Annotated in this window: 14 protein-coding genes; 9 read left to right on the plus strand and 5 right to left on the minus strand. The window is 72.8% G+C overall.

All coding sequences use genetic code 11. The features are described 5' to 3' along the window. Positions 1-14: 14 nt before the first annotated feature. The 6 genes from AB0883_RS25465 to AB0883_RS25490 all read left to right on the plus strand — a co-directional run bounded on the left by AB0883_RS25465 (position 15) and on the right by AB0883_RS25490 (position 10511). Positions 15-1199 carry a Gfo/Idh/MocA family oxidoreductase gene (locus tag AB0883_RS25465; RefSeq protein ID WP_366643796.1) on the plus strand — a complete coding sequence of 395 codons (1185 nt, stop codon included), beginning with the start codon at positions 15-17 and terminating at the stop codon, positions 1197-1199. Between the two features lie 184 nt (positions 1200-1383). Then, on the plus strand, positions 1384-2769 hold the full coding sequence (locus tag AB0883_RS25470; RefSeq protein WP_366643798.1) for a polysaccharide lyase family 1 protein: 1386 nt from the start codon (positions 1384-1386) through the stop codon (positions 2767-2769). A 112-nt stretch (positions 2770-2881) separates the two neighbouring features. Next, positions 2882-4504: a pectate lyase gene (locus AB0883_RS25475; protein WP_366643800.1), complete on the plus strand. Its 1623-nt coding sequence runs from the start codon at positions 2882-2884 to the stop codon at positions 4502-4504. 121 nt (positions 4505-4625) lie between these two features. Beyond that, positions 4626-7169, plus strand: coding sequence for a right-handed parallel beta-helix repeat-containing protein (locus tag AB0883_RS25480; RefSeq protein WP_366643803.1), 2544 nt, complete (start codon positions 4626-4628; stop codon positions 7167-7169). Between the two features lie 313 nt (positions 7170-7482). Beyond that, the gene (locus tag AB0883_RS25485) at positions 7483-8892 is read left to right on the plus strand and encodes a pectate lyase (protein ID WP_366643805.1); all 1410 of its coding nucleotides are present in this window, start codon (positions 7483-7485) and stop codon (positions 8890-8892) included. Positions 8893-9065: 173 nt separating this feature from the next. Beyond that, positions 9066-10511 (plus strand): hypothetical protein, encoded by a 1446-nt coding sequence (locus tag AB0883_RS25490; protein WP_366643807.1) that lies wholly within the window; start codon positions 9066-9068, stop codon positions 10509-10511. 64 nt (positions 10512-10575) lie between these two features. Here the strand turns inward: AB0883_RS25490 and AB0883_RS25495 are convergent, their stop codons facing one another. After that, on the minus strand, positions 10576-12297 hold the full coding sequence (locus tag AB0883_RS25495; RefSeq protein ID WP_366643809.1) for an acyl-CoA dehydrogenase family protein: 1722 nt from the start codon (positions 12295-12297) through the stop codon (positions 10576-10578). A gap of 25 nt (positions 12298-12322) precedes the next feature. Beyond that, positions 12323-12889, minus strand: coding sequence for a PadR family transcriptional regulator (locus AB0883_RS25500; RefSeq protein ID WP_366643811.1), 567 nt, complete (start codon positions 12887-12889; stop codon positions 12323-12325). Between the two features lie 97 nt (positions 12890-12986). Here AB0883_RS25500 and AB0883_RS25505 point away from each other — a divergent pair, with 97 nt between their 5' ends. Genes AB0883_RS25505 through AB0883_RS25515 form a run of 3 tightly spaced genes read left to right on the plus strand, consistent with a single transcriptional unit; the run spans position 12987 to position 15225 of the window. Then, complete coding sequence (locus AB0883_RS25505) at positions 12987-13712, plus strand: GntR family transcriptional regulator (protein ID WP_366643813.1); 726 nt, start codon at positions 12987-12989, stop codon at positions 13710-13712. After that, complete coding sequence (locus AB0883_RS25510; protein WP_366643815.1) at positions 13709-14560, plus strand: sterol desaturase family protein; 852 nt, start codon at positions 13709-13711, stop codon at positions 14558-14560. Before AB0883_RS25505 ends, AB0883_RS25510 begins: the two co-directional genes overlap by 4 nt. Next, complete coding sequence (locus AB0883_RS25515; RefSeq protein WP_366643817.1) at positions 14557-15225, plus strand: lysoplasmalogenase; 669 nt, start codon at positions 14557-14559, stop codon at positions 15223-15225. The genes AB0883_RS25510 and AB0883_RS25515 overlap by 4 nt, the downstream gene beginning before the upstream one ends. 65 nt (positions 15226-15290) lie before the next feature. Here AB0883_RS25515 and AB0883_RS25520 read toward each other — a convergent pair whose 3' ends face one another. The 3 genes from AB0883_RS25520 to AB0883_RS25530 all read right to left on the minus strand — a co-directional run bounded on the left by AB0883_RS25520 (position 15291) and on the right by AB0883_RS25530 (position 19267). Then, a complete protein-coding gene (locus tag AB0883_RS25520) occupies positions 15291-16187 on the minus strand; it encodes a hypothetical protein (RefSeq protein ID WP_366643819.1) in 897 nt (298 codons plus the stop codon). 138 nt (positions 16188-16325) lie between these two features. Further along, positions 16326-17360, minus strand: a complete 1035-nt coding sequence (locus tag AB0883_RS25525; protein WP_366643821.1) for an enediyne biosynthesis protein — start codon at positions 17358-17360, stop codon at positions 16326-16328. Further along, positions 17357-19267, minus strand: a complete 1911-nt coding sequence (locus AB0883_RS25530; RefSeq protein WP_366643938.1) for a CRTAC1 family protein — start codon at positions 19265-19267, stop codon at positions 17357-17359. Before AB0883_RS25530 ends, AB0883_RS25525 begins: the two co-directional genes overlap by 4 nt. Positions 19268-19316 lie beyond the last annotated feature (49 nt).

Raw genomic sequence — 19316 nt, forward strand, 5'->3', positions numbered from 1 at the left:
GAAAGGCCGGCGCCGTGCCGAGGGTCGCGGTCGTCGGGGCCAACGGGCACGGGCGCTGGCACCGGCGGGTCATCGCCCCGCTGCACGCCGCCGGGCGACTGCGGCTGGTCGCCCTGGTCGACGTACGCCCGGTCGAGGACGACCCGGCGGCGCCGGTGCCGGACGGCACCCTGGCGTACACCGACCACCGGGAGATGCTGCGGGCGGCGCGGCCGGACGTGGTGGTGGTCTGCACCCCGCCGCACACCCACCTGCCGATCGCCCTGGACGTGCTCGCCGCGGGCGCCGACCTGCTGCTGGAGAAGCCCCCGGTGCTGTCCACCGCCGAGCACCGGGAGCTGGCCGACGCCCTCGCCGCGACGGGCCGGGCCTGCCAGGTCGGCTTCCAGGCGCTCGGCTCGGCGGCGCTGACGGAGCTGACCGACGCGGTGCGGGCCGGGCGGCTCGGTACCGTCACCGGCATCGCGACCGTGGCGGCCTGGCAGCGCTCCGACGCCTACTACGCGCGGGCGCCGTGGGCCGGGCGGCGGACGCTGCACGGCCGGCCGGTGCTGGACGGCGCCCTGGCCAATCCGCTGGCGCACGCGGTCATGCAGTGCCTGGCGGTCGCCGAGGCCGCCGGGGACGGGCCGGTGGTGCCCGCGCGGATCGAGGTGGAGCGCTACCGGGTCCGGCCGATCGAGGTGGACGACACGGCGACCCTGCGGGTGTCGTCCCGCTCGGGACCGCCGATCGTCGCGGCGGTGACCCTGGCCGGGGAGGACTTCGTCGCCGGGGAGGTGATTGTGACCGGCACCGCCGGCCGGGCCGTGCTGGAGTACCCGACCGACCGGTTGCTGCTGCCCGGCGACGCCAGCGCGCGCGAGGTGCCGGGCCGGCGCGGGCTGCTGGAGAACCTCCTCGACCACCGGGCCGACCCGGCGGTGCCGCTGATCGCGCCCCTGGCGCGGACCGCCCCGTTCACCGCGGTGCTGGAGGCGGTCACGACCGCGCCCGAGCCGGCGCCGCTGGGCGGCGACCTCGTCACCGCCACGGGCGACGGCCCGCAGCGGGTGCTGACCGTGCGCGGGATCAACCGGCTGCTGCGCCGGGCGGCCGAGGAGGGGGCGCTGCTGTCGGAGCTGGCGGTGCCGTGGGCGGTGGCGCCGCACCGCACGGACCTGACCGGGCAGGAGGGGACCGCAACGCACTGCAACTGAACCGCCCGCCTGGCGCGGGTCCATATCGGATATAGCGGCGTCATCCCGACCCAGGGCGGTCGGGAGGATACCGGCCGATCAATTCAATTGCAACACTTCTGCACACGTTTGTCATTGACTCGCATAAATCGCGAAACCTACCGTTGCCCCATATCGAACAGGCGACGAACAGGTGGTCCGATAGATGTGGAAGCAGACACTGGGCGCGGCGACGATCGCCGTCGCGCTCGCGGCGACGTCCGGGAGCGCGGCGGCGGCCCCGGACGGCGGGGCCGCTCCGGCTCCGGGCGGCACGGCCGCCACGACCGGCGGGCTCTCCTGGGCCGCCCGGCACCTCGGCCGGCAGGCGCTGCCGGCCGGGGACGGCTGGGCGGCTGAGGGGACCGGCACCACCGGCGGCGCGGCGGCGACGCCGGAACAGGTGCACGTGGTCTCCAGCCGGGCCGAGCTGGTCGCGGCCCTCGGCGGCGACAACGCCACCAACCGGGCCAACGCCACCCCGAAGATCATCTACGTCAGCGGCGTGGTCGACGGCTTCGAGGGCCCCGACGGCAGCACGCTCGACTGCGCCGACCTGGCCGACCCGGAGTACTCGCTGCCGGCGTACCTCGCGGCGTACGACCCGGCGGTCTGGGGCCGGGTGGCGCCGAGCGGCCCGCTGGAGGCGGCGCGGGTGCGCTCGGTGACGAACCAGACCCGGCAGACCCAGATCAACGTCGGCCCGAACACCACCCTCGTCGGCCTGCGCGGCGCCCGGCTGACCGGCCTGACGCTGATGCTCGACGGCGCGCACAACACGATCGTGCGGAACCTGACCTTCGACGACGCCCGGGACTGCTTCCCCGCCTGGTCCCCCACCGACGGCGCCGCCGGCAACTGGAACTCCCAGTACGACCAGATCTCGGTGCGCCGCAGCGAGCACGTCTGGATCGACCACAACACCTTCACCGACGGCGACAACCCGGACAGCGGCCAGCCGGTGCACCTCGGCCGGCCGTACCAGGTGCACGACGGGTCGGTGGACGTCACGCACACCGCGAGCCTGGTGACCGTCTCGTACAACCGGTTCGTCGGGCGGGACAAGGTCATGCTGATCGGCTCGTCCAACACCGTCGGCCCGGACGTCGGGCGGCTGAAGGTGAGCCTGCACCACAACCTCTTCGACGGGGTGCTCCAGCGGCTGCCCCGGGTGCGCTTCGGCCAGGTCGACGTGTGGAACAACCACTACCGGCTGGCCGGCGACGGGTTCGAGTACGCGATCGGCGTCGGGGTGCAGTCCGCCGTGGTCGCCGAGAACAACTTCTTCAGCCTCGGGGCCGGCGTCATGGCCGACGACCTGCTCTACGACTGGGGCGGCACCGCCGTCACCGCCCGGGGCAACTGGGTCCGCGCCGCCGGGGACCGGGCCCGCCCGGTCGACCTGGTGGGCGCGTACAACGCGGCGCACGAGCCGGACCTGGCCCCGGACGCCGGCTGGACGCCGACCCTCCGACGCGGCCCCGTGCTGCCGGCACCCGCGGTGCCGGTGGTCGTGGAGGCGCTGGCCGGCGCGGACCGGCTGCCCCTGTAGGACGCCGGCCGCCGCGCCGTCCCGCGCGGTGGCCGGACGGCCGGTGGGCCGCCGCGTCCGGCGCTCAGCGCGGCGGCCCACCGGTGCCCACCCCACCACCAGGAGGTCCACCATGAACCGCACACCCCGTCCCCGGACGCGCACACCGAGACTGCTCGGCGCGGCGCTCACCGCCGGCGCGCTGGCCGTCGGCACGGTGCTCGCGACCACCTCGTCGGCGCACGCCGACACCCTGTTCAGCGACACGTTCTCCGACGGCGCGGCCGACGGGTGGTCCCGCTCCGGCGGAAGCTGGTCGGTCGTGACCGACGGCTCGTACGCCTACCGGCAGTCCGGCACCAGCAGCGACGCCCGCGCCCTGGCCGGCGCGGGCACCTGGACCGACTACGGCGTGCAGGCCCGGGTCCGGCCGACGGGCTTCGGCGGGACGAACCGCCACGTCGGGGTGATCGCCCGGGCGCAGAGCAGCAGCAGCTACTACGCGCTGGTGGTGACCGCGAGCGGCGGGGTGCAGCTGATCCGCCGCTCCGGCGGCGACCCGGTGTCGCTGGGCTCCGCCCCCGCCGGGATCACCGTCGGCAGCTGGGCGACGCTGCGGCTGGAGGCGGTCGGCAGCTCGTTGCGCGGCTACGTCGACGGCACGCTGCGGGTGCAGGCGACCGACGGGGCGTTCGCCGCCGGGCGGGTCGGCCTGGCCACCTCGTACGCCAGCGCCACCTTCGACGACGTCGAGGTGGACACGGCCACCGGCGCGCCGCCCACCGGCACGCCGACCGCCGGGCCCTCCCTGCCGCCGACCGGGCCGCCGATCGATCCGGGCGCCCCGCCGGTCGGCTTCGCCTCGGTCGACGCGCTGGGCCAGAACGGCACCACCGGCGGGGCGGGCGGCCCGACCGTCACCGTGGACACGGCCGCGGAACTCCTCGCCGCCATCGGCACGGCCGGCCCGTTGAACGTGCGGGTGGACGGGATGATCGCGCTGCCCGGCCCGATGCACGACGTCACCTCGGACAAGACGATCGTCGGCGTCGGCGCGAACTCCGGCATCACCGGTGGTGGGCTGAACATCGGCCTGCCGGTCAGCGACGCGACCAGCCCGCCGGCGAACGCCGTGCACAACGTCATCGTGCGGAACCTGAACTTCCGCAACACCGTCGACGACGCGATCAACGTGCAGATGTTCTCGCACCACGTCTGGATCGACCACAACGACCTGGCGTACGGCTACGACGGGCTGATCGACGTCAAGCGCGGGTCCAGCTACGTCACCGTGTCCTGGAACCACACCCACCACCACACGAAGAACATGCTGCTCGGCCACGACGACGGCAACGCCGCCCAGGACGTCGGCAACCTGAAGGTCACCTACCACCACAACTGGTTCGACCGCACGCCGCAGCGCAACCCGCGGGTCCGCTTCGGCGACCCCGTGCACGTGTTCAACAACTACTTCGTCTACAACACCGACGTCGGGGTGGCCTGTCAGCTCGACTCCGGCTGCGTGGTGGAGGGCAACTACTTCGAGGACGTCGAGGTGCCCTGGTCGATCAGCTACGCCGGGGACCGGGGCCGGATGATCGCCCGGGACAACGTGCTCGCCGGCACCAGCGAGCCCGGCGACGCGGGGGGCACCGTCCAGGAGCCGCGCACGTTCTACCCGTACACCCTGACCGAGCCGGCCACCGTGAAGTCCGTCGTCACGGCCGGCGCCGGCACCGGCAAACTCCCCTACTGACCACGCCCGCGCGGGCCGCCGGACCCGGTCGGCGCCGGGTACCGGCCCGGCGGCCCGCGGCGCACCACACCCCAAGAGATCGATGTTCATCGATCATTTTGATCACCATCAGGGAGGTCCCGTGCACAACTCCGACACCCGTCGGCGGAGGCATCGCCGAGGGTTCCTCACCGCGATCGGGGCCGCGCTCCTCGCGGCCACCCTCGCCGTCGGCATGGCCGCCACGGCCTACGCCGACACGCTCTTCTCCGACGACTTCTCCGACGGCAACTCGTCCGGCTGGACGGCCTCCGGCGGAAGCTGGTCGGTGACCGGCGACAGCGCGCGGGCGCTGCGCCAGAGCAGCACCAGCAGCGACGCCCGTTCGCTGGCCGGCACGTCGAGCTGGACGGACTACTCGGTCCAGGCGACCGTCCGGCCGACCGCGTTCAACGGGTCGAACCGGTTCGTCGCGCTGCTCGCCCGGGTGCAGAGCAGCACCAGCTACTACTACCTGGCGCTGCGCAGCAACAACACCGTCGAGCTCAAGCGGCTGAGCGGCGGCTCCTCCACCACGCTGGACACCGCGTCCGTGCCGGTCGCCGCCGGCACGACCTACACGCTGCGGCTGGACGTCGTCGGCGGCTCGCTCAAGGGCTACGTCGACGGCACCCTGCGCACCGAGGCGACCGACAGCGCGTACGCCAGCGGCCGGATCGGCGTGGCGACCTTCTACGCCAGCGCCGACTTCGACAACGTGCAGGTCAGCTCGGGCGGCGGCGGACCCACGCCGACGCCGACCGGACCGACGCCCACGCCGACCGGCGACCCGGGCAACCCCGGCCCCAACGTGGCCGACGGCTGGGCCTCGGTCGACGCGTGGGGCCAGAACGGCACCACGGGCGGCGCCGGCGGTCCGACCGTCACGGTCACGACCGCCAGCCAGTTCATCACCGAGGCGGCGTCGAGCGGCCCGAAGGTCATCCAGGTCAACGGGATGATCGCGCTGCCCGGCCCCATGCACGAGGTCACCTCGGACAAGACGATCGTCGGCGTCGGCGCCAACTCCGGGTTCACCGGCGGTGGCCTCAACATCGGCCTGCCGATCGACAACGCGGTCACCGCGCCGCCGGCCAACGCCGTGCACAACGTGATCATCCGGAACCTGAACTTCCGGAACTGGGCGGACGACGCGATCAACGTGCAGATGTTCACCCACCACGTCTGGATCGACCACAACACCTGGACCACCGGGGCGGACGGCGGCGTCGACATCAAGCGCGGCTCGTCGTACGTGACGGTCTCCTACAACCACGCCGACGGCACCGACAAGAACATGCTGCTCGGCCACGACGACGGCAACGCCGCCCAGGACACCGGCCGGCTGAAGGTCACCTACCACCACAACTTCTTCGACAACACCAACCAGCGCAACCCGCGCGTGCGCTTCGGCGACCAGGTGCACGTCTACAACAACTACTACCTGAACACCGGCAACTACGGCGTCGCGTCGACCGAGAACGCCGGCGTCATCGTCGAGGGCAACCACTTCGAGAACGTCGACGACCCGTACCACCTGGCGGAGGGCTCCTCCGGCGACGGCCGGCTCGTCGCGCGCAACAACTGCCTGGTCAACTCCGGCGCCGGGCAGACCGGCGGCAGCGTGAGCAACCCGCCGTACGCGTACACCGTGGGCACGGCCTGCGACATGAAGGCCCTGGTCACCGCGCAGGCCGGGGTCGGCCGGGTCGGCCTGCCCGGCAACCCGACCACCCCGCCGCCGAGCACCCCGCCGCCGACCACCTCGGCGCCGACCCCGACGCCGACCCTGCCGCCGGCCGGGGACCTGGTCGGCTGGGCCACCCAGAACGGCGGCACCACCGGCGGGGCCGGCGGCCAGACCGTCACCGTCTCCGACGGCCAGGCGCTCGCCGACGCCCTGGAGTCCTCGTCGCCGCTGGTCATCCGGGTCACCGGCTCGCTGACCATGCCCGACGCGATGAACGACGTGCGCAGCAACAAGACCGTGCTCGGCGTCGGCAACGCGACGCTGGACAACGGGCTGAACATCAGCGGCGCCAGCAACGTCATCGTCCGCAACCTCACCTTCCGGGGCTGGGACGACGACGCGATCAACGTGCAGGGCTCGCGCAACGTCTGGATCGACCACAACACGTTCGACGGCGGCTACGACGGCGCGGTCGACGTCAAGCGGGCCTCCGACTTCGTGACCGTCTCGTGGAACCGGGTCACCAACCACACCAAGAGCATGCTGCTCGGCCACGACGACGGGCACACGGCCGACATCGGCCACCTGCGGGTCACCTACCACCACAACTGGTTCGACGGGAGCAAGGAGCGCCACCCGCGCGTCCGGTTCGGTGACCCGGTGCACGTGTTCAACAACTACTACTACGGCGCGGACTACGGCGTGGCGTCCACGATGGGCGCCGGGGTGCTGGTCGAGGGCAACCACTTCGAGAACGTGACCCGCCCCACCGCCGTCGGCTACGCCGAGTCGGGCCCGGGCGACCTGGTCCAGCGCAACAACATCTTCACCAACTCCGGCGCGCCGGAGAGCGCCGGGGACGTCGCCCCCATTCCCTACCCGTACCGGCTCGACGACGCGAGCGGCGTCAAGGCGGCCGTGACCGCCGGGGCCGGCGCCGGTCGGATCAACCCCTGAGACGACCCCGGGGGGTGGCGGTCGGGCCGACCGCCACCCCCCGGGGCGCGCGTCCGCCGGGGCCGAGCGGGCTGCAACAGACCTGCACGTTCCGGGGCATTGACCGTTCTCTTCGCGGAAACATAATCTGAGGCCCACGCGGGGAAGCGCTTTCCAGGCAGTTGACCTCCCCGTCGAGCCTCGCCGGATCCGGGCGTCCGACGCGCGGGCCGGCGGGTACCGGTCCCGGTCGCACCACGTACCGTCCCGGCCCTCCCCTCGGGCCACGGACCGCGGACCGCCACACCGAACCCCTTGCGAGGAGAAGAACATCGTGCACCTCAGACGCACTCACCGACGGGCCCTGGCGGCGGCCTTCACCGCCGGGGCGACCGCCGCCGTGCTGGCCGCCGGCATGGGCTCGTCGGCCTCCGCCGCCGCCGTCTTCTCGGACGACTTCAACGACGGCGACGCCAGCGGATGGTCGAAGTCCGGCGGCACCTGGTCGGTGGTCACCGACGGCTCCGGAGTGTTCCAGCAGTCCAACGCGGGCAGCGAGCTGACCCGGCAGTTCGCCGGCCAGACGAACTGGACCGACTACCAGGTCCAGGCGCGGGTCAAGCCGCTGTCGTTCGGCTCGTCGAGCGGCCTGGTGGGCCTGGCCGCCCGTTCGGCCAGCAGCACGAAGATGTACCGGCTGGCCCTGCTCGGCTCCGGCCGGGCCGAGTTGCAGGCGGTCAACGGCAGTCAGATCACCTCGCTCGGCTCAACCTCCGTGGGGGCCGCCGCCGGCAGCTGGCACACGCTGCGCATCGAGACCGCCGGCAGCACCGTCCGGGGCTTCGTCAACGGCACGCAGGTCGGCTCCGGCAGCAGCGGCCTGGCCTCCGCCGGCCGGATCGGGCTGGTCACCTCGTACGCCAGCGCCAGCTTCGACGACGTGGCGGTGGACACCTCCGGCGGGTCCACCCCGACCACGCCGCCGCCGACCACCGCGCCGCCGACCACGGCCCCGCCGACCACGCCGCCGCCCAGCACGCCCCCGCCGACCACGCCGCCGCCGACGAACCCGCCCGCGAACTGGCCCACGCCGACGGCCAACGTCAAGGTCGACGCCACCATCGACGTCCCGGTCAGCCTCGACGGCGGGCTCAAGCGGTACTACGGCATCGGCGACGGCGGGCAGGGCGAGAGCCAGGACCCGATGTTCGTGCTCGCCCCCGGGGCCACCCTGCGCAACGTGATCATCGGTGCCCCGGCCGGCGACGGCGTGCACTGCGAGGGCAACTGCACGCTGGTCAACGTCTGGTGGGAGGACGTCGGCGAGGACGCCGCGACCTTCCGGGGCGGCACCACGTACACGGTGGACGGCGGCGGGGCGCGCTCCGCCAGCGACAAGGTGTTCCAGCACAACGGCCCGGGCACCGTGTACATCCGCAACTTCCGGGTGGAGAGCTCCGGCAAGCTCTACCGGGCCTGCGGCAACTGCTCCACCTCGTACCAGCGGCACGTGGTGATGGACAACGTCACCGCGACCTCGACGAAGATGCTGGCCGGCATCAACACGAACTGGGGCGACACCGCCCGGTTCAGCCGGATCACCATCCTCAACGACCCGAACCGCACGACCCGGATCTGCGTGAAGTACAAGGGCGTGCCGAAGGGCAGCGAGCCGAGCGAGATCGGTGAGGGCGCCGACGGCACCAACTGCCTCTACTCGGCGTCGGACATCACCTGGCGATAGCCCCCACCAGGGCGGCGGCGGCCCCGCGGACCACCCGGTCCCGCGGGGCCGTCGCGTGGGGTCACCCTTTTCGCGGGGGCGTGCGACCGCGACGGTAGCGTGGCGCCACAGCACGGCCCGTGGGGCGGATCTCCCCGCCGGCGCGGCGCTCGCGATCGTACGGAGGAGGATGCATGTCCCACGGCGACGACCCGTTCGCGGCACGCGAGGACGCGGCCGCGCGGCCGAGCTTCGACCTCGCGCTGCGCGGCTACGACAAGCGGCAGGTGGACCGCTACGTCGAGCAGGTCGACGGCGAACGGTCGGCGCTGGTCGCCGAGCGCGAGCGGGCCTCGGCCCAGCTCCGCGAGCTGACCGTCGAGGCGCACCGGCTGCGGGCGGAGGTGACCGAGCTGCGGGACCGGCCGGCGCAGCCGGACCGGGCGTCCTTCCGCGACCTCGGTCCGATGGTCGACCAGATCCTGGCCCTGGCCGAGAAGCAGGCCGGGGCCATCACCGACGCCGCCGGGCAGCGGGCCGCCGAACTCGAGGCCGAGGCCGAGCGGGTGCTCACCGAGGCCCGCGAGCAGGCCACGACGACGCTGCGGGAGCTGGCGGAGGAGGCGGCCGCGCGGCGCGACGAGCACGACCGGGAACACGAGGAACGCCGCGCCAACGCCCAGGCCGAGCTCGCCAGGATCCGGGAGGCGGCGGAACGGTTGCGGGCGGCGGGCGAGGCGGCCCACGACCACGCGCTGCAGGAGGCGAAGCGGATCGACGAGCAGACCGCCCAGCAGGTCGAGCGGGCCCGCGTCGAGTCCGAGGCGTTCCTGGCCTCGGCCCGCACCCAGATCCAGCAGGAGGTGCAGGCGGCGCGCGCGAAGACCCAGCAGGAGCTTGGCCAGTGGCAGGCCGGCGTGGAGCGGGAGATCAACGAGCGGCGGGCCGCCGCCGAGCAGGAGATCGCCGAGCAGCTCGCGTCCGCCGAGCGGGAGCTCGGCGCCCAGCGTACGGCGGCCGAGCAGGAGATCGCGACGCTGATCGCGGAGGCCCAGCAGTACGCGGCCAAGGTGCGCCAGCACGTCGACGAGCAGGCCGCGACCCACCAGCAGCAGCTCGCCGCGACGCAGCAGGGCATCCGGGACCGGCGGGAGGCGCTGGCCCGGATGCAGGCCGAACTGGACGCCGCGCAGCAGCAGCTGGCCCAGGCGCGGCAGGAGAGCACAGCCGTCGAGCACGAGTTCGCCGAGGTGCAGCAGCGTCTCGGCGAGACCCGGCAGGAGCTGACCGACGAGCTGCGCCGCCTCGACGAGACACGCCGGGCCGCGGACTCCGCCGAGCAGCACGCCAAGGAGGTCCGCGCCCGGGTGAAGCGGGAGGCGAAGCGGGTGGCCGACCTGGCCGCGGCGGCGGTCATGGCGGCCGCCACGGGCGGCGCGGAGACCGCGGAGTACCCGCAGGTCGCGGCCCGGCCGAGGCCGGAGCGGCCGGCGCCGGTGGCGATGGCGGTGGAACGCCCCGACGACACGGCCCCGGACGGCGGCGACGACGAGGCGGCGTCCGCCCCCGCCGACGGCGGGCGGGCCCCGGCCGAGGCGCCGGCGCCGCAGCCGGCAAACCAGGTGGTGACGGCCGGCTGACCGGGCGGCGGCCGGGCGGCCCGGCACGGGGCGCACGACGGTCGGCCGCCACGGCCCGCACCGGTCAGGGGCGCATCTCGTACGCGCCGCTGAGTGCCGCCACCCGCGCCCACATCCGCGTCGTGCGCCCCGGGTCCGCCACGGGCCGGCGGACGTGCGCCAACGCCCAGGCGGCCTGCTCCCCGGTGGTCGCCGTTCGGCCGTGCAGCTCGGTGGCGTACGCGGAGAAGTCGCGGACCAGGACGTCGAAGATCTCGTCGAGCACGTCGCGGTCCAGGCCGGTCAGCTCGGCCTGCTCCAGGATCAGGTGGCCGTAGACGATCAGCGCGAAGAGCTGGCCCAGGGCGAGCAGGAAGTCGAGGTCGCGCTGCTGCTCCTCGCTCGGGGCGTGGGCGGCCAGCAGCGCGCAGAAGCCGTCGGCCTGCTCGCGGAAGCGGGCGACGTTGGGCACCTCGGCGTGGGCGTCGTAGGCGGCGCGCCAGTCGTGGAACCGGATCGCGCCGAGGCCCCGGGCCGGGCCCTGCTGGAAGAGGAACTCGTCGTCGGCGGCGTCGTGCCGCCTCGGCACCGGTGGGTGCTCGGCCGGGTGGAACAGGTAGTTGGCCATGAACTTCATGATCAACGTGAGGTTGACGTGCACCGTCCCCTCGAGCTTGGGCAGCCCGCGGATGTCCTTGGCGGCCTTGTCGAAGTAGGTGTCCGCCTCGAAGCCCTTGGCGGCGATGACGTCCCAGAGCAGGTCGACGACCCGCTCGCCCTCCGTGGTGACCTTCATCTTGGTCATCGGGTTGAACAGCAGGTAGCGGCGGTCGTCCGGGCCCGCCGAGCGGAAGTAGTCGACGGCGCGGTCGCTGAACAGCTTCATCGCGACCAGGCGGGCGTACGCGTCGGTCAGCTCGCGCCGCACGTGCGGGAAGTCGGTGACCCGCCGGCCGTAGAGGACCCGGTTGTGGGCGTGGGTCACGGCCTCGTACATGGCGTGCTCGCAGATGCCGATCGAGGCCGTGCAGAGGTTGAACTTGCCCACGTTGACGGTGTTCAGCGCGGCGTCGAACGCGGCCCGCCCGGTGTGCAGCACGTCCTCGGGGCGCACCGGGTAGTCCGCCAGCCGGAACTCGCTGACGTACATCTGCGCGTTCACCACGTTGCGGACCAGGTGGTAGGCGGGATGGCGGCTGTCGGCGGCGAAGAAGACGTAACCGTCCGGCCCCTCGACGTCGGCGCGGCGCCCGAAGACCGAGACCAGCCCGGCGACGTTGCCGTTGCCGATGTAGTACTTGGCGCCGGTGGCGCGGAACCCGCCGTCGCCGTCGGGGGTGAGGACCATGTCGGTGGAGTAGATGTCCGCGCCGTGGGCGCGCTCGGAAAGGCCGAACGCCATCACGTGGCCGTCGGCGAGCAGCTCCGCCGCGCGGGCCCGCGCGGCGGCGTTGTCGCTCTGCCAGACCGGGCCGAGGCCGAGGACCGTGACCTGCCAGGTGTACCAGTAGCCGAGCCCGTAGAAGCCGAGGATCTCGCTGAGCGCGGCGTTGCGCGCGGTGTCCCAGCGCTTCGCCGGGTCCCCTCCCCCGTCGGCGGCCGGCGTGCAGAAGGCGGCGAACAGCCCCTCCTTCGCGGCGAAGTCCAGGAAGTCGGCGTACCACTCGTGCCGGTTGTAGCTGTCGAGCAGCGCCTTCTTGCCCCGGCCCTCGAACCAGTCGACGGTGGCCCGCAGCAGCCGGCGGGAGGTGTCGTCGAGGTGGGCGGGGTCGTAGCTGTGCGGGTCGAGCAGGAGCGAGTCCGCCACGGCGGAACTCCCTTCGGTGGGTGGGTCAGTGGTCCAGGGTGCGCAGGGTGGCCAGCACGTCGTCGAGCCAGGCGAGCACCATCCGCTCGTACGCGATGCCTCCGCGCAGCACGACGTGCTGGAGCGCCGCGGCGGCGTCGGGCGCGGCGGGGTCGGGCGCGGCGGGGTCGGGGAAGTCGCGCCGCTCGCCGGCCAGGTAGCGGGCGAGCGTCTCCTCGTGGGTGGCGCGGTAGCGCTCGACCTCGGCGACGAGCGCGGCGCGGCCGGCGGCGTCGTCGAAGGCGGCCCCGCGGATCTTGACGGCCAGCTCGTGCCGGACCGCCTCGGGCTGCACGGGCGCGCGCAGCCAGCCCACCAGCGCGGACCGGCCGGCCGGCGCCACCGAGAAGGACCGCTTGTCCGGGCGGCCCTCCTGGCTGACCTCCTCGGCGGTGACCCAGCCGTCGGCCTCCATCCGCCTCAGCACCCGGTAGATCTGCTGGTGGGTGGCCGTCCAGAAGCGGCCGATGGAACGCTCGAAGCGCCGCGCCAGCTCGTAGCCGGAGCCCGGCCGTTCGAGCAGGGAGACCAGGATCGCGTGTTCGAGCGCCATGCCCGCCATCCTGCTATGCAACGAGTTGCATAGCAAGCCCCGAGCCAGTGGTCCAACCAGTTGACGGGTTGATGTGCGCTGCGCCACACTCCTCGGCATGGCCTTCGCTCCCGTCCCCCGCTCGTCGGTCTCCGACCACGTCTTCGGCCAGGTCCGCGACGCCATCGTCAGCGGCGCCTACCAACCGGACGAGGCGCTGCCCGGCGAGCGGGAGCTGGCCGTCACCTTCGGGGTCAACCGGCACGCCGTGCGGGAGGCCCTGCGCCGGTTGCAGCAGCTCGGCCTGGTGCGGGTCAGCCAGGGCGGCGCCACCCGGGTGCTGGACTGGCGGGTGCACGCCGGGCTCGACCTCGCCCTGTCGCTCACCCGCTTCCACGACACCCTGCCGGTGGACACCCTGGTCCGCGACATGTTGGAGATGCGGGCCTGCATCGGCGTCGACGCGGCCCGGCTCTGCGCCGAGCGCGGCGACCCGGCGGTACGGGCCGCGATCCTGCGGGCCGTCGAGGAGTACGCGGACCTGGCACCCGACCTGGCCGGGATGGGCGACGCCACCATCGTGCTCTGGCGGCACATCGTCGCCGGCTCCGGCAACACCGCCTACCTGCTGGCCTTCAACAGCCTGGTGGCCGGCGCGCTCGCCGTCGGCGAGGTGCCCCCGCAGCGGCGCGCCGCGGAACTGCTCGACGTCGCGGGCCACCGCCGGCTCGCCGACGCCGTCGTCACCGGCCGGGCCACCGACGCCGCCCGCGAGGCGCGGGCCCTGCTCACCGCCCCCCTCACCACCCCCACCGCAGCACCGAGAAGGGAAGCCCGGGCATGATCCCCGCCGTGCTCTACGCCGTACCGGCGTTCCTGCTCCTCATCGTCGTCGAGGCACTCTCCTACCGGTTCGCCCCCGACGACGGCGAACGCGGGTACGAGCTGCGCGACACCGCCACCAGCCTGACCATGGGCGCCGGCAGCCAGGTCGTCGGCGTGCCGTGGAAGCTGGCGACGATCGGCCTCTACGCCGCCGCGTACACGGTCACGCCACTGCAGCTCTCCCCCACCAGCGTCTGGACGTGGGTGCTGCTGTTCTTCGCCGACGACCTCGCCTACTACTGGTTCCACCGCTCCCACCACGAGGTCCGGCTGCTCTGGGCCGGGCACGTGGTGCACCACTCCAGCGTCTTCTTCAACCTGTCGACGGCGCTGCGGCAGAGCTGGACCCCGATGACGTCCGTGCCGTTCTGGCTGGGCCTGGCGCTGCTCGGCATCCCCCCGTGGATGATCTTCCTCCAGCAGTCGGTCAGCCTGCTGTACCAGTTCTTCCTGCACACCGAGCGGGTCAACCTGCTGCCCCGCCCCATCGAGTGGATCTTCAACACGCCGTCGCACCACCGGGTCCACCACGGCGCCAACGCCGAGTACCTCGACCGCAACTACGGCGGCATCCTGATCGTCTGGGACCGGCTCTTCGGCACCTTCGAGCCCGAGCGGGCCATCGTCCGGTACGGCCTGACCAAGAACATCGACACGTACAACCCGCTGCGGGTGGCGACCCACGAGTACCGGGCGATCTGGGCCGACGCCCGGGCCGCCTCGTCCTGGCGGCACCGCCTCGGCTACGTGTTCGGCCGACCGGGCTGGCAGCCCGCCGCGCACGCGCAGCCGGCGGTGGCCCGGTGAGGCGCCTCTGGCCGTTCGGCGTGGTGGCCGCCGTCGAGCTGATCGGCGTGGCGGCCGACTCGACCCTCCTGCAGTGGCTGGCCAAGCCCCTGCTCGCGCCGGTGCTGCTGGTCCACCTGCTGCGGATGCGCCGGCGCGTCGATCCCGTCGCCGTCGGGCTGGTCTTCGCCACCGGCGGAGACATCGCGCTGCTGGTCTCCGGCGACACGGCGTTCCTCGTCGGCATGGGTTGCTTCCTCGGCACCCAGGTGGCCTTCCTGACCGCCTTCCTGCGCCACCGGCGGCCGCCGGTCGTCGCGGTCGCCGCCTATCTCGCCTGCTGGGTGGCCGCCAATCTGGTGCTGTGGAACTCCCTCGGCCCGCTGCGGCTGCCGGTCCTCGGCTACAGCCTCGCGCTCAGCCTGATGGCCGCCGCCGCGGCCGGCGTCTCCCGGCGGGTGGCCCTGGGCGGCGGGCTGTTCCTAGTCTCCGACCTGCTGATCGGCATGGAGGCCGCGGGGTCCCGGGTGCCCGGCCACGGCCTGGCCGTGATGACCACCTACATCGCGGCCCTGCTGCTGATCACCACCGGATGGCTGGCCGCCACCGCCGGGCGCGCCCGGCCCGCGGCCGGCGGCGTCAGTCCCGCGCCCGCCCCGGGGCCCGTGCCCGGCACCGCCCGCTAGCCGCACCGACGACGCCCCCGGTCCAGGCCGGAGCGGGGGCGTCGTCGTCGCGTCCGCCGCCCCCGTCAGTTGTACGGCATCGTCGGGAACCAGCCGACGCCGAAGATCGCCGGCACCCGAAGGTCCCAGTACACGACGGTGAAGACGCCCAGCGCGACCAGCAGGGAGCCGGTGACGGCCGCAGCGCGGCGCGGTGACGCCATCCAGGCGAGGAACCGCCCCCGGCTGACCAGGATGAGGACCGCGAAGAGCGCCGCGACGATGAGGACGTTGCCCAGCGACTGCAGGGCGAAGGCGAGGGCGCCGTACCCGGGGTTGCCCGTGTCGACCGCCCAGTGGAACAGCTTGTTGAACAGCGGGTACGGCCGACCGACCAGGAAGCCCCCGACCAGGGCGCCCATGACGACCACCCGCGCCACCGGGCGCCTCGCGAAGACGTCCGGCAGCAGGCCGAGGGCCGCCAGCCCGAGGTAGGTCAGCGCGAGGCCGATCAGGCCGAAGACCACCGAGGACTGGATCAGGCGTACGGGCATCCCGCCGACGGTGTCCGTGGAGAGCTGCGGCAGGCGCTCGCCGAGCAGCACCCCCAGGGCACCGTAGGTCGCCGACACCGCCAGCATGCCGACGGTCAACCAGGCGACGGGCCGCAGCAGCGACCGCACGCCGTGGCGGTGACCGGTGGCGCCGGCCTGGCTCATCGGGCCGACCGAGGCCGCCATCGCGATGTTGCAGGCGGTGAAGGTCCCGGCGAAGCCGGACACGAAGGCGAACAGCAGCCCCGCCGCCGTACCGCTGATGGCGGTGCCCTTCGCGTCGTGGCCCAGCAGGGTGTCGGCGACCGTGTCGCCGATCACCGAGTCCACCAGCTCGAACGACCAGAGTACGGCGAGCAGCACGCCCGCCGCCGCACTGATCACCGCCGTCCGTCCGGGGCGTGCCGCCGGCGGGGGTACGGATGTCACCGACGCACCTCGCGGTGGGGCCTCGGGGGTGGGGTGCACGCTCATCGCCTCGCTTCCGTCTGTGACGCGGGTCGTGGGACGAGGCCCGTCGCCGGCAGACCCACCCTTGGGTCACGCCGACGACGGGCCGACGGTGGATCAGGTGACGGCGGGCCGAGCCGCCGGTGTGTTCGCACTCCGGGAGCGGTCACGCAGCCAGATGCCCCACCAGAGCAGACCCCGGGCGAGACAGACGATCGTCACGGCGAAGAAGAGCGTGTAGACGACGTTGAAGGTGATCAGCACGCCGTACACGGCCGCGACGCTCGCGCCGAACATGAACTGGGCCCGCCCTGAGCTGGGGGTCGTGCCCGGGTCGGTGATCATGTAGTTGGTGAACAGCACGAACGCGACACCGGTGATCGGCAACAGGGCCGCCCAGAGCGCGACGTCCCAGATGAAGTGCCGCACCAGCGCCTGGATCACGAAGCCGCCCACCCAGCCCACGACGAGCGGGATCTTCTTGGTCAGCACCCCGTTGAGCACCGTGCCGGCCGTCAGGATGACGAGCGGCACGAGGATCCGGACCATGTCCGGGACCTCCTCGGTGAAGTGGTACGGCGGGGCGATGTTGACCCAGGAGAAGGCGACCAGGGTCACCGTGATCCCGAAGTTGGACGGGTTCATGAAGTGCCGCATGCGGCCCTTGATCGGTGCCTGGAAGATCGCCTTCTGGCCGATGGCGACGACCACCGCGAACGCGATCGGCCAGAAGTTGTCGTTGGCGTAGAGCAGCATGTTCGCGGCGAGCGCGGTGATGTGGGTGGGCAGCAGGAACGTGTACATGCCCCAGGCGCCGTTGCCGGCGAAGGCGGGCCGGCGCTTGTTCGACCGCGCGGTGACCACCTCGACCACGATCTCGGTGAGGTAGCCGACGGCGAGAGCGAGCAACGGCCAGGTCCAGGGCTGCTCGAAGCCGAGCACCGTGTACCCGAGGATGTTGAAGATGCTCATGGAGATGGCGAAGTTGCGCAGGGCCAGGTAGCGGGGATCCCGCCGGTCGACCCGTGGCGCTCCCGGGGTGTCGGCCGCCACCGGGGCGTGCCGGTCGAAGGTGACGACCGGGGCGCCCGTGGTGACCGTCGCCTCCCGTACGCCGACGGCGCTACGCGTGCTGTCTCGGACGTCGGTCATTTCGCGCTCATCTCCTGGGCTTTGTCGGTGAGCATGATCGTGTGCCAGCCGGCAGCGAGGTCGAGGGTCTGCTTGTGTACGCCACCGGAGAGGTCGCGCCAGGCGATCTCCGCCGAGACCGGCTTGTCGCCGGCGTCGCCGAGGCCGAAGAAGACGTCGAAGCTGCGCTTGCCGGAGTGGCCGCTGCCTCCGTCGAGCTGGGCGATCCGGGTACGACCGTCGGCGGTCTTCACCCGCACCTGGGCGCCGTAGGCGGGCGTGCCGCGGCCGTCCTCGGCCGGACGGCACAGGCGCAGGCCGAGGAAGTTGCCGCGGCCGGGCTTGTCGTTGCGGTAGTACGAGGGAGCGGCCCACTGGCGGGCCACCGCGAAGTCCTGGCCTCCGTCGCCGTTGGTGTCCGCGACGGCCACGCCGCGGCTCGGGGTGCTGTCGGTCATGCCGAGTTCGGCGGCGATGTTGGCGTACCGGCCGTTGTCCTCCCGGACCCAGAAGGCGAACGGCTCGGCGCCGGCGATGTCGTCACCCATTCCCGCCTTGGGCCACATGGCCGGATTACGGAGCATCAGGTCGTTGCTCATGGCCAGTTCCTGCAGCCACGACCAGCGGTTGATCTTGCCCTTGACGAATCCGGCGGTCTGGACCACCGACATCTCACCACTGTTGTCGAAGTCCGCCATCTTGGCGTCCCAGCCCCAGCCGACCCACGCCATGTTGAGTTCGGCGGCCTTGTTGTCGAACACGGCCTTGCCCTGGCTCAGCCGGTTGCGGGCGTCGGCCACGCTCGACGAGTTGTTGCGCCAGACGAAGTTGCTCTCCTCCAGGCCCCAGGAGGAGGTGATGTTGCTGACGAACATGTCGAACTTGCCGGTGCCTCCGAGGTCGCCGAACTCGATCGACATGCCCTTGAAGGAGTCGTGGCCGACCACCATGGACTTCGGGGTACGGTGGCCCCGGCGCCCCTCCGCCAGCTTGAACTTGATCTCACCCGGGCGGGAGACGTTGTGGAAGAAGCGGTCGCGCCCGAAGTCGTTGGCGAGGTACAGCTCCGGCAGCAGGTCACCGTCGATGTCGGCGGAGCCGGCGCCCAGAGTCCAGCCGGTCGAGAACTCCGGCGGGATCGCCACCTGTTCGACGTACGTCACGCTGGGGTTGTCGCCGCTGGTGGCGGCGGTCCAGCGCAGCACGTGCGCGCCACCGGCGTTCTGCGCCCGGGACAGCGAGTGGTTCATCTCGACGTTCGGATGCCCGGCCGGGTCGAGCACCTGACTGTCCGGGAAGTAGTTGAAGACGCCGATGTCCGGGCGGCCGTCGCCGTCGAAGTCCGCGACCGCGACCGCGTTGGTGTTCCAGAGCTTGCCCTGGTACTCACCGGCGGAGGAGGCGGAAGGCCGGCCGACCAGCTCGGTGGGCAGGAAGGTCCCCTTGGTCAGCGGCGCCGTCGCGGACGCCCGGTGCAGGAACACCACCGGCGTGCGACCCCAGTAGTAGACCAGCAGGTCGGTCAGACCGTCGCCGTTGAAGTCGCCGGGCACACAGCCCATCGGGGCCATGGCCTTGTGGGTGGGCAGCGGCGCCGGGTCCAGCACGAAGGGCGCGTAACGGGCGGGTCCGTCGGGCGACGGCGTGACGACCACGCTGTCGCTGCGGGTGTCGACGAGGCAGAGGTCGTTGGCGATCATGTCGCCGTCGAGGTCGTTCGCCGCGACGGCGGCGCCGACGGACGACACCCAGGCGCGGATGTGCTCGTACTCGGGGTTCACCGTGCGTATGGTGCGCTCCGGCAGGCCGGGCGGCAGCGCGATCGGCAGCTCGGTGAACCCGAACCGCGACGCCAGCGTCTGCCGTTCCTCGGCCGACGCGCTGGGCAGTCGGGCGACGACGAAGAACGCGGCCACGAGGACCAGCACGAAGATGGCGGGAGTGATTCGGCGGATCGCGCCGACGGGTTGGGATGGC

The organism is Micromonospora sp. NPDC047812, from assembly GCF_040704175.1.
Lineage (GTDB): Bacteria > Actinomycetota > Actinomycetes > Mycobacteriales > Micromonosporaceae > Micromonospora.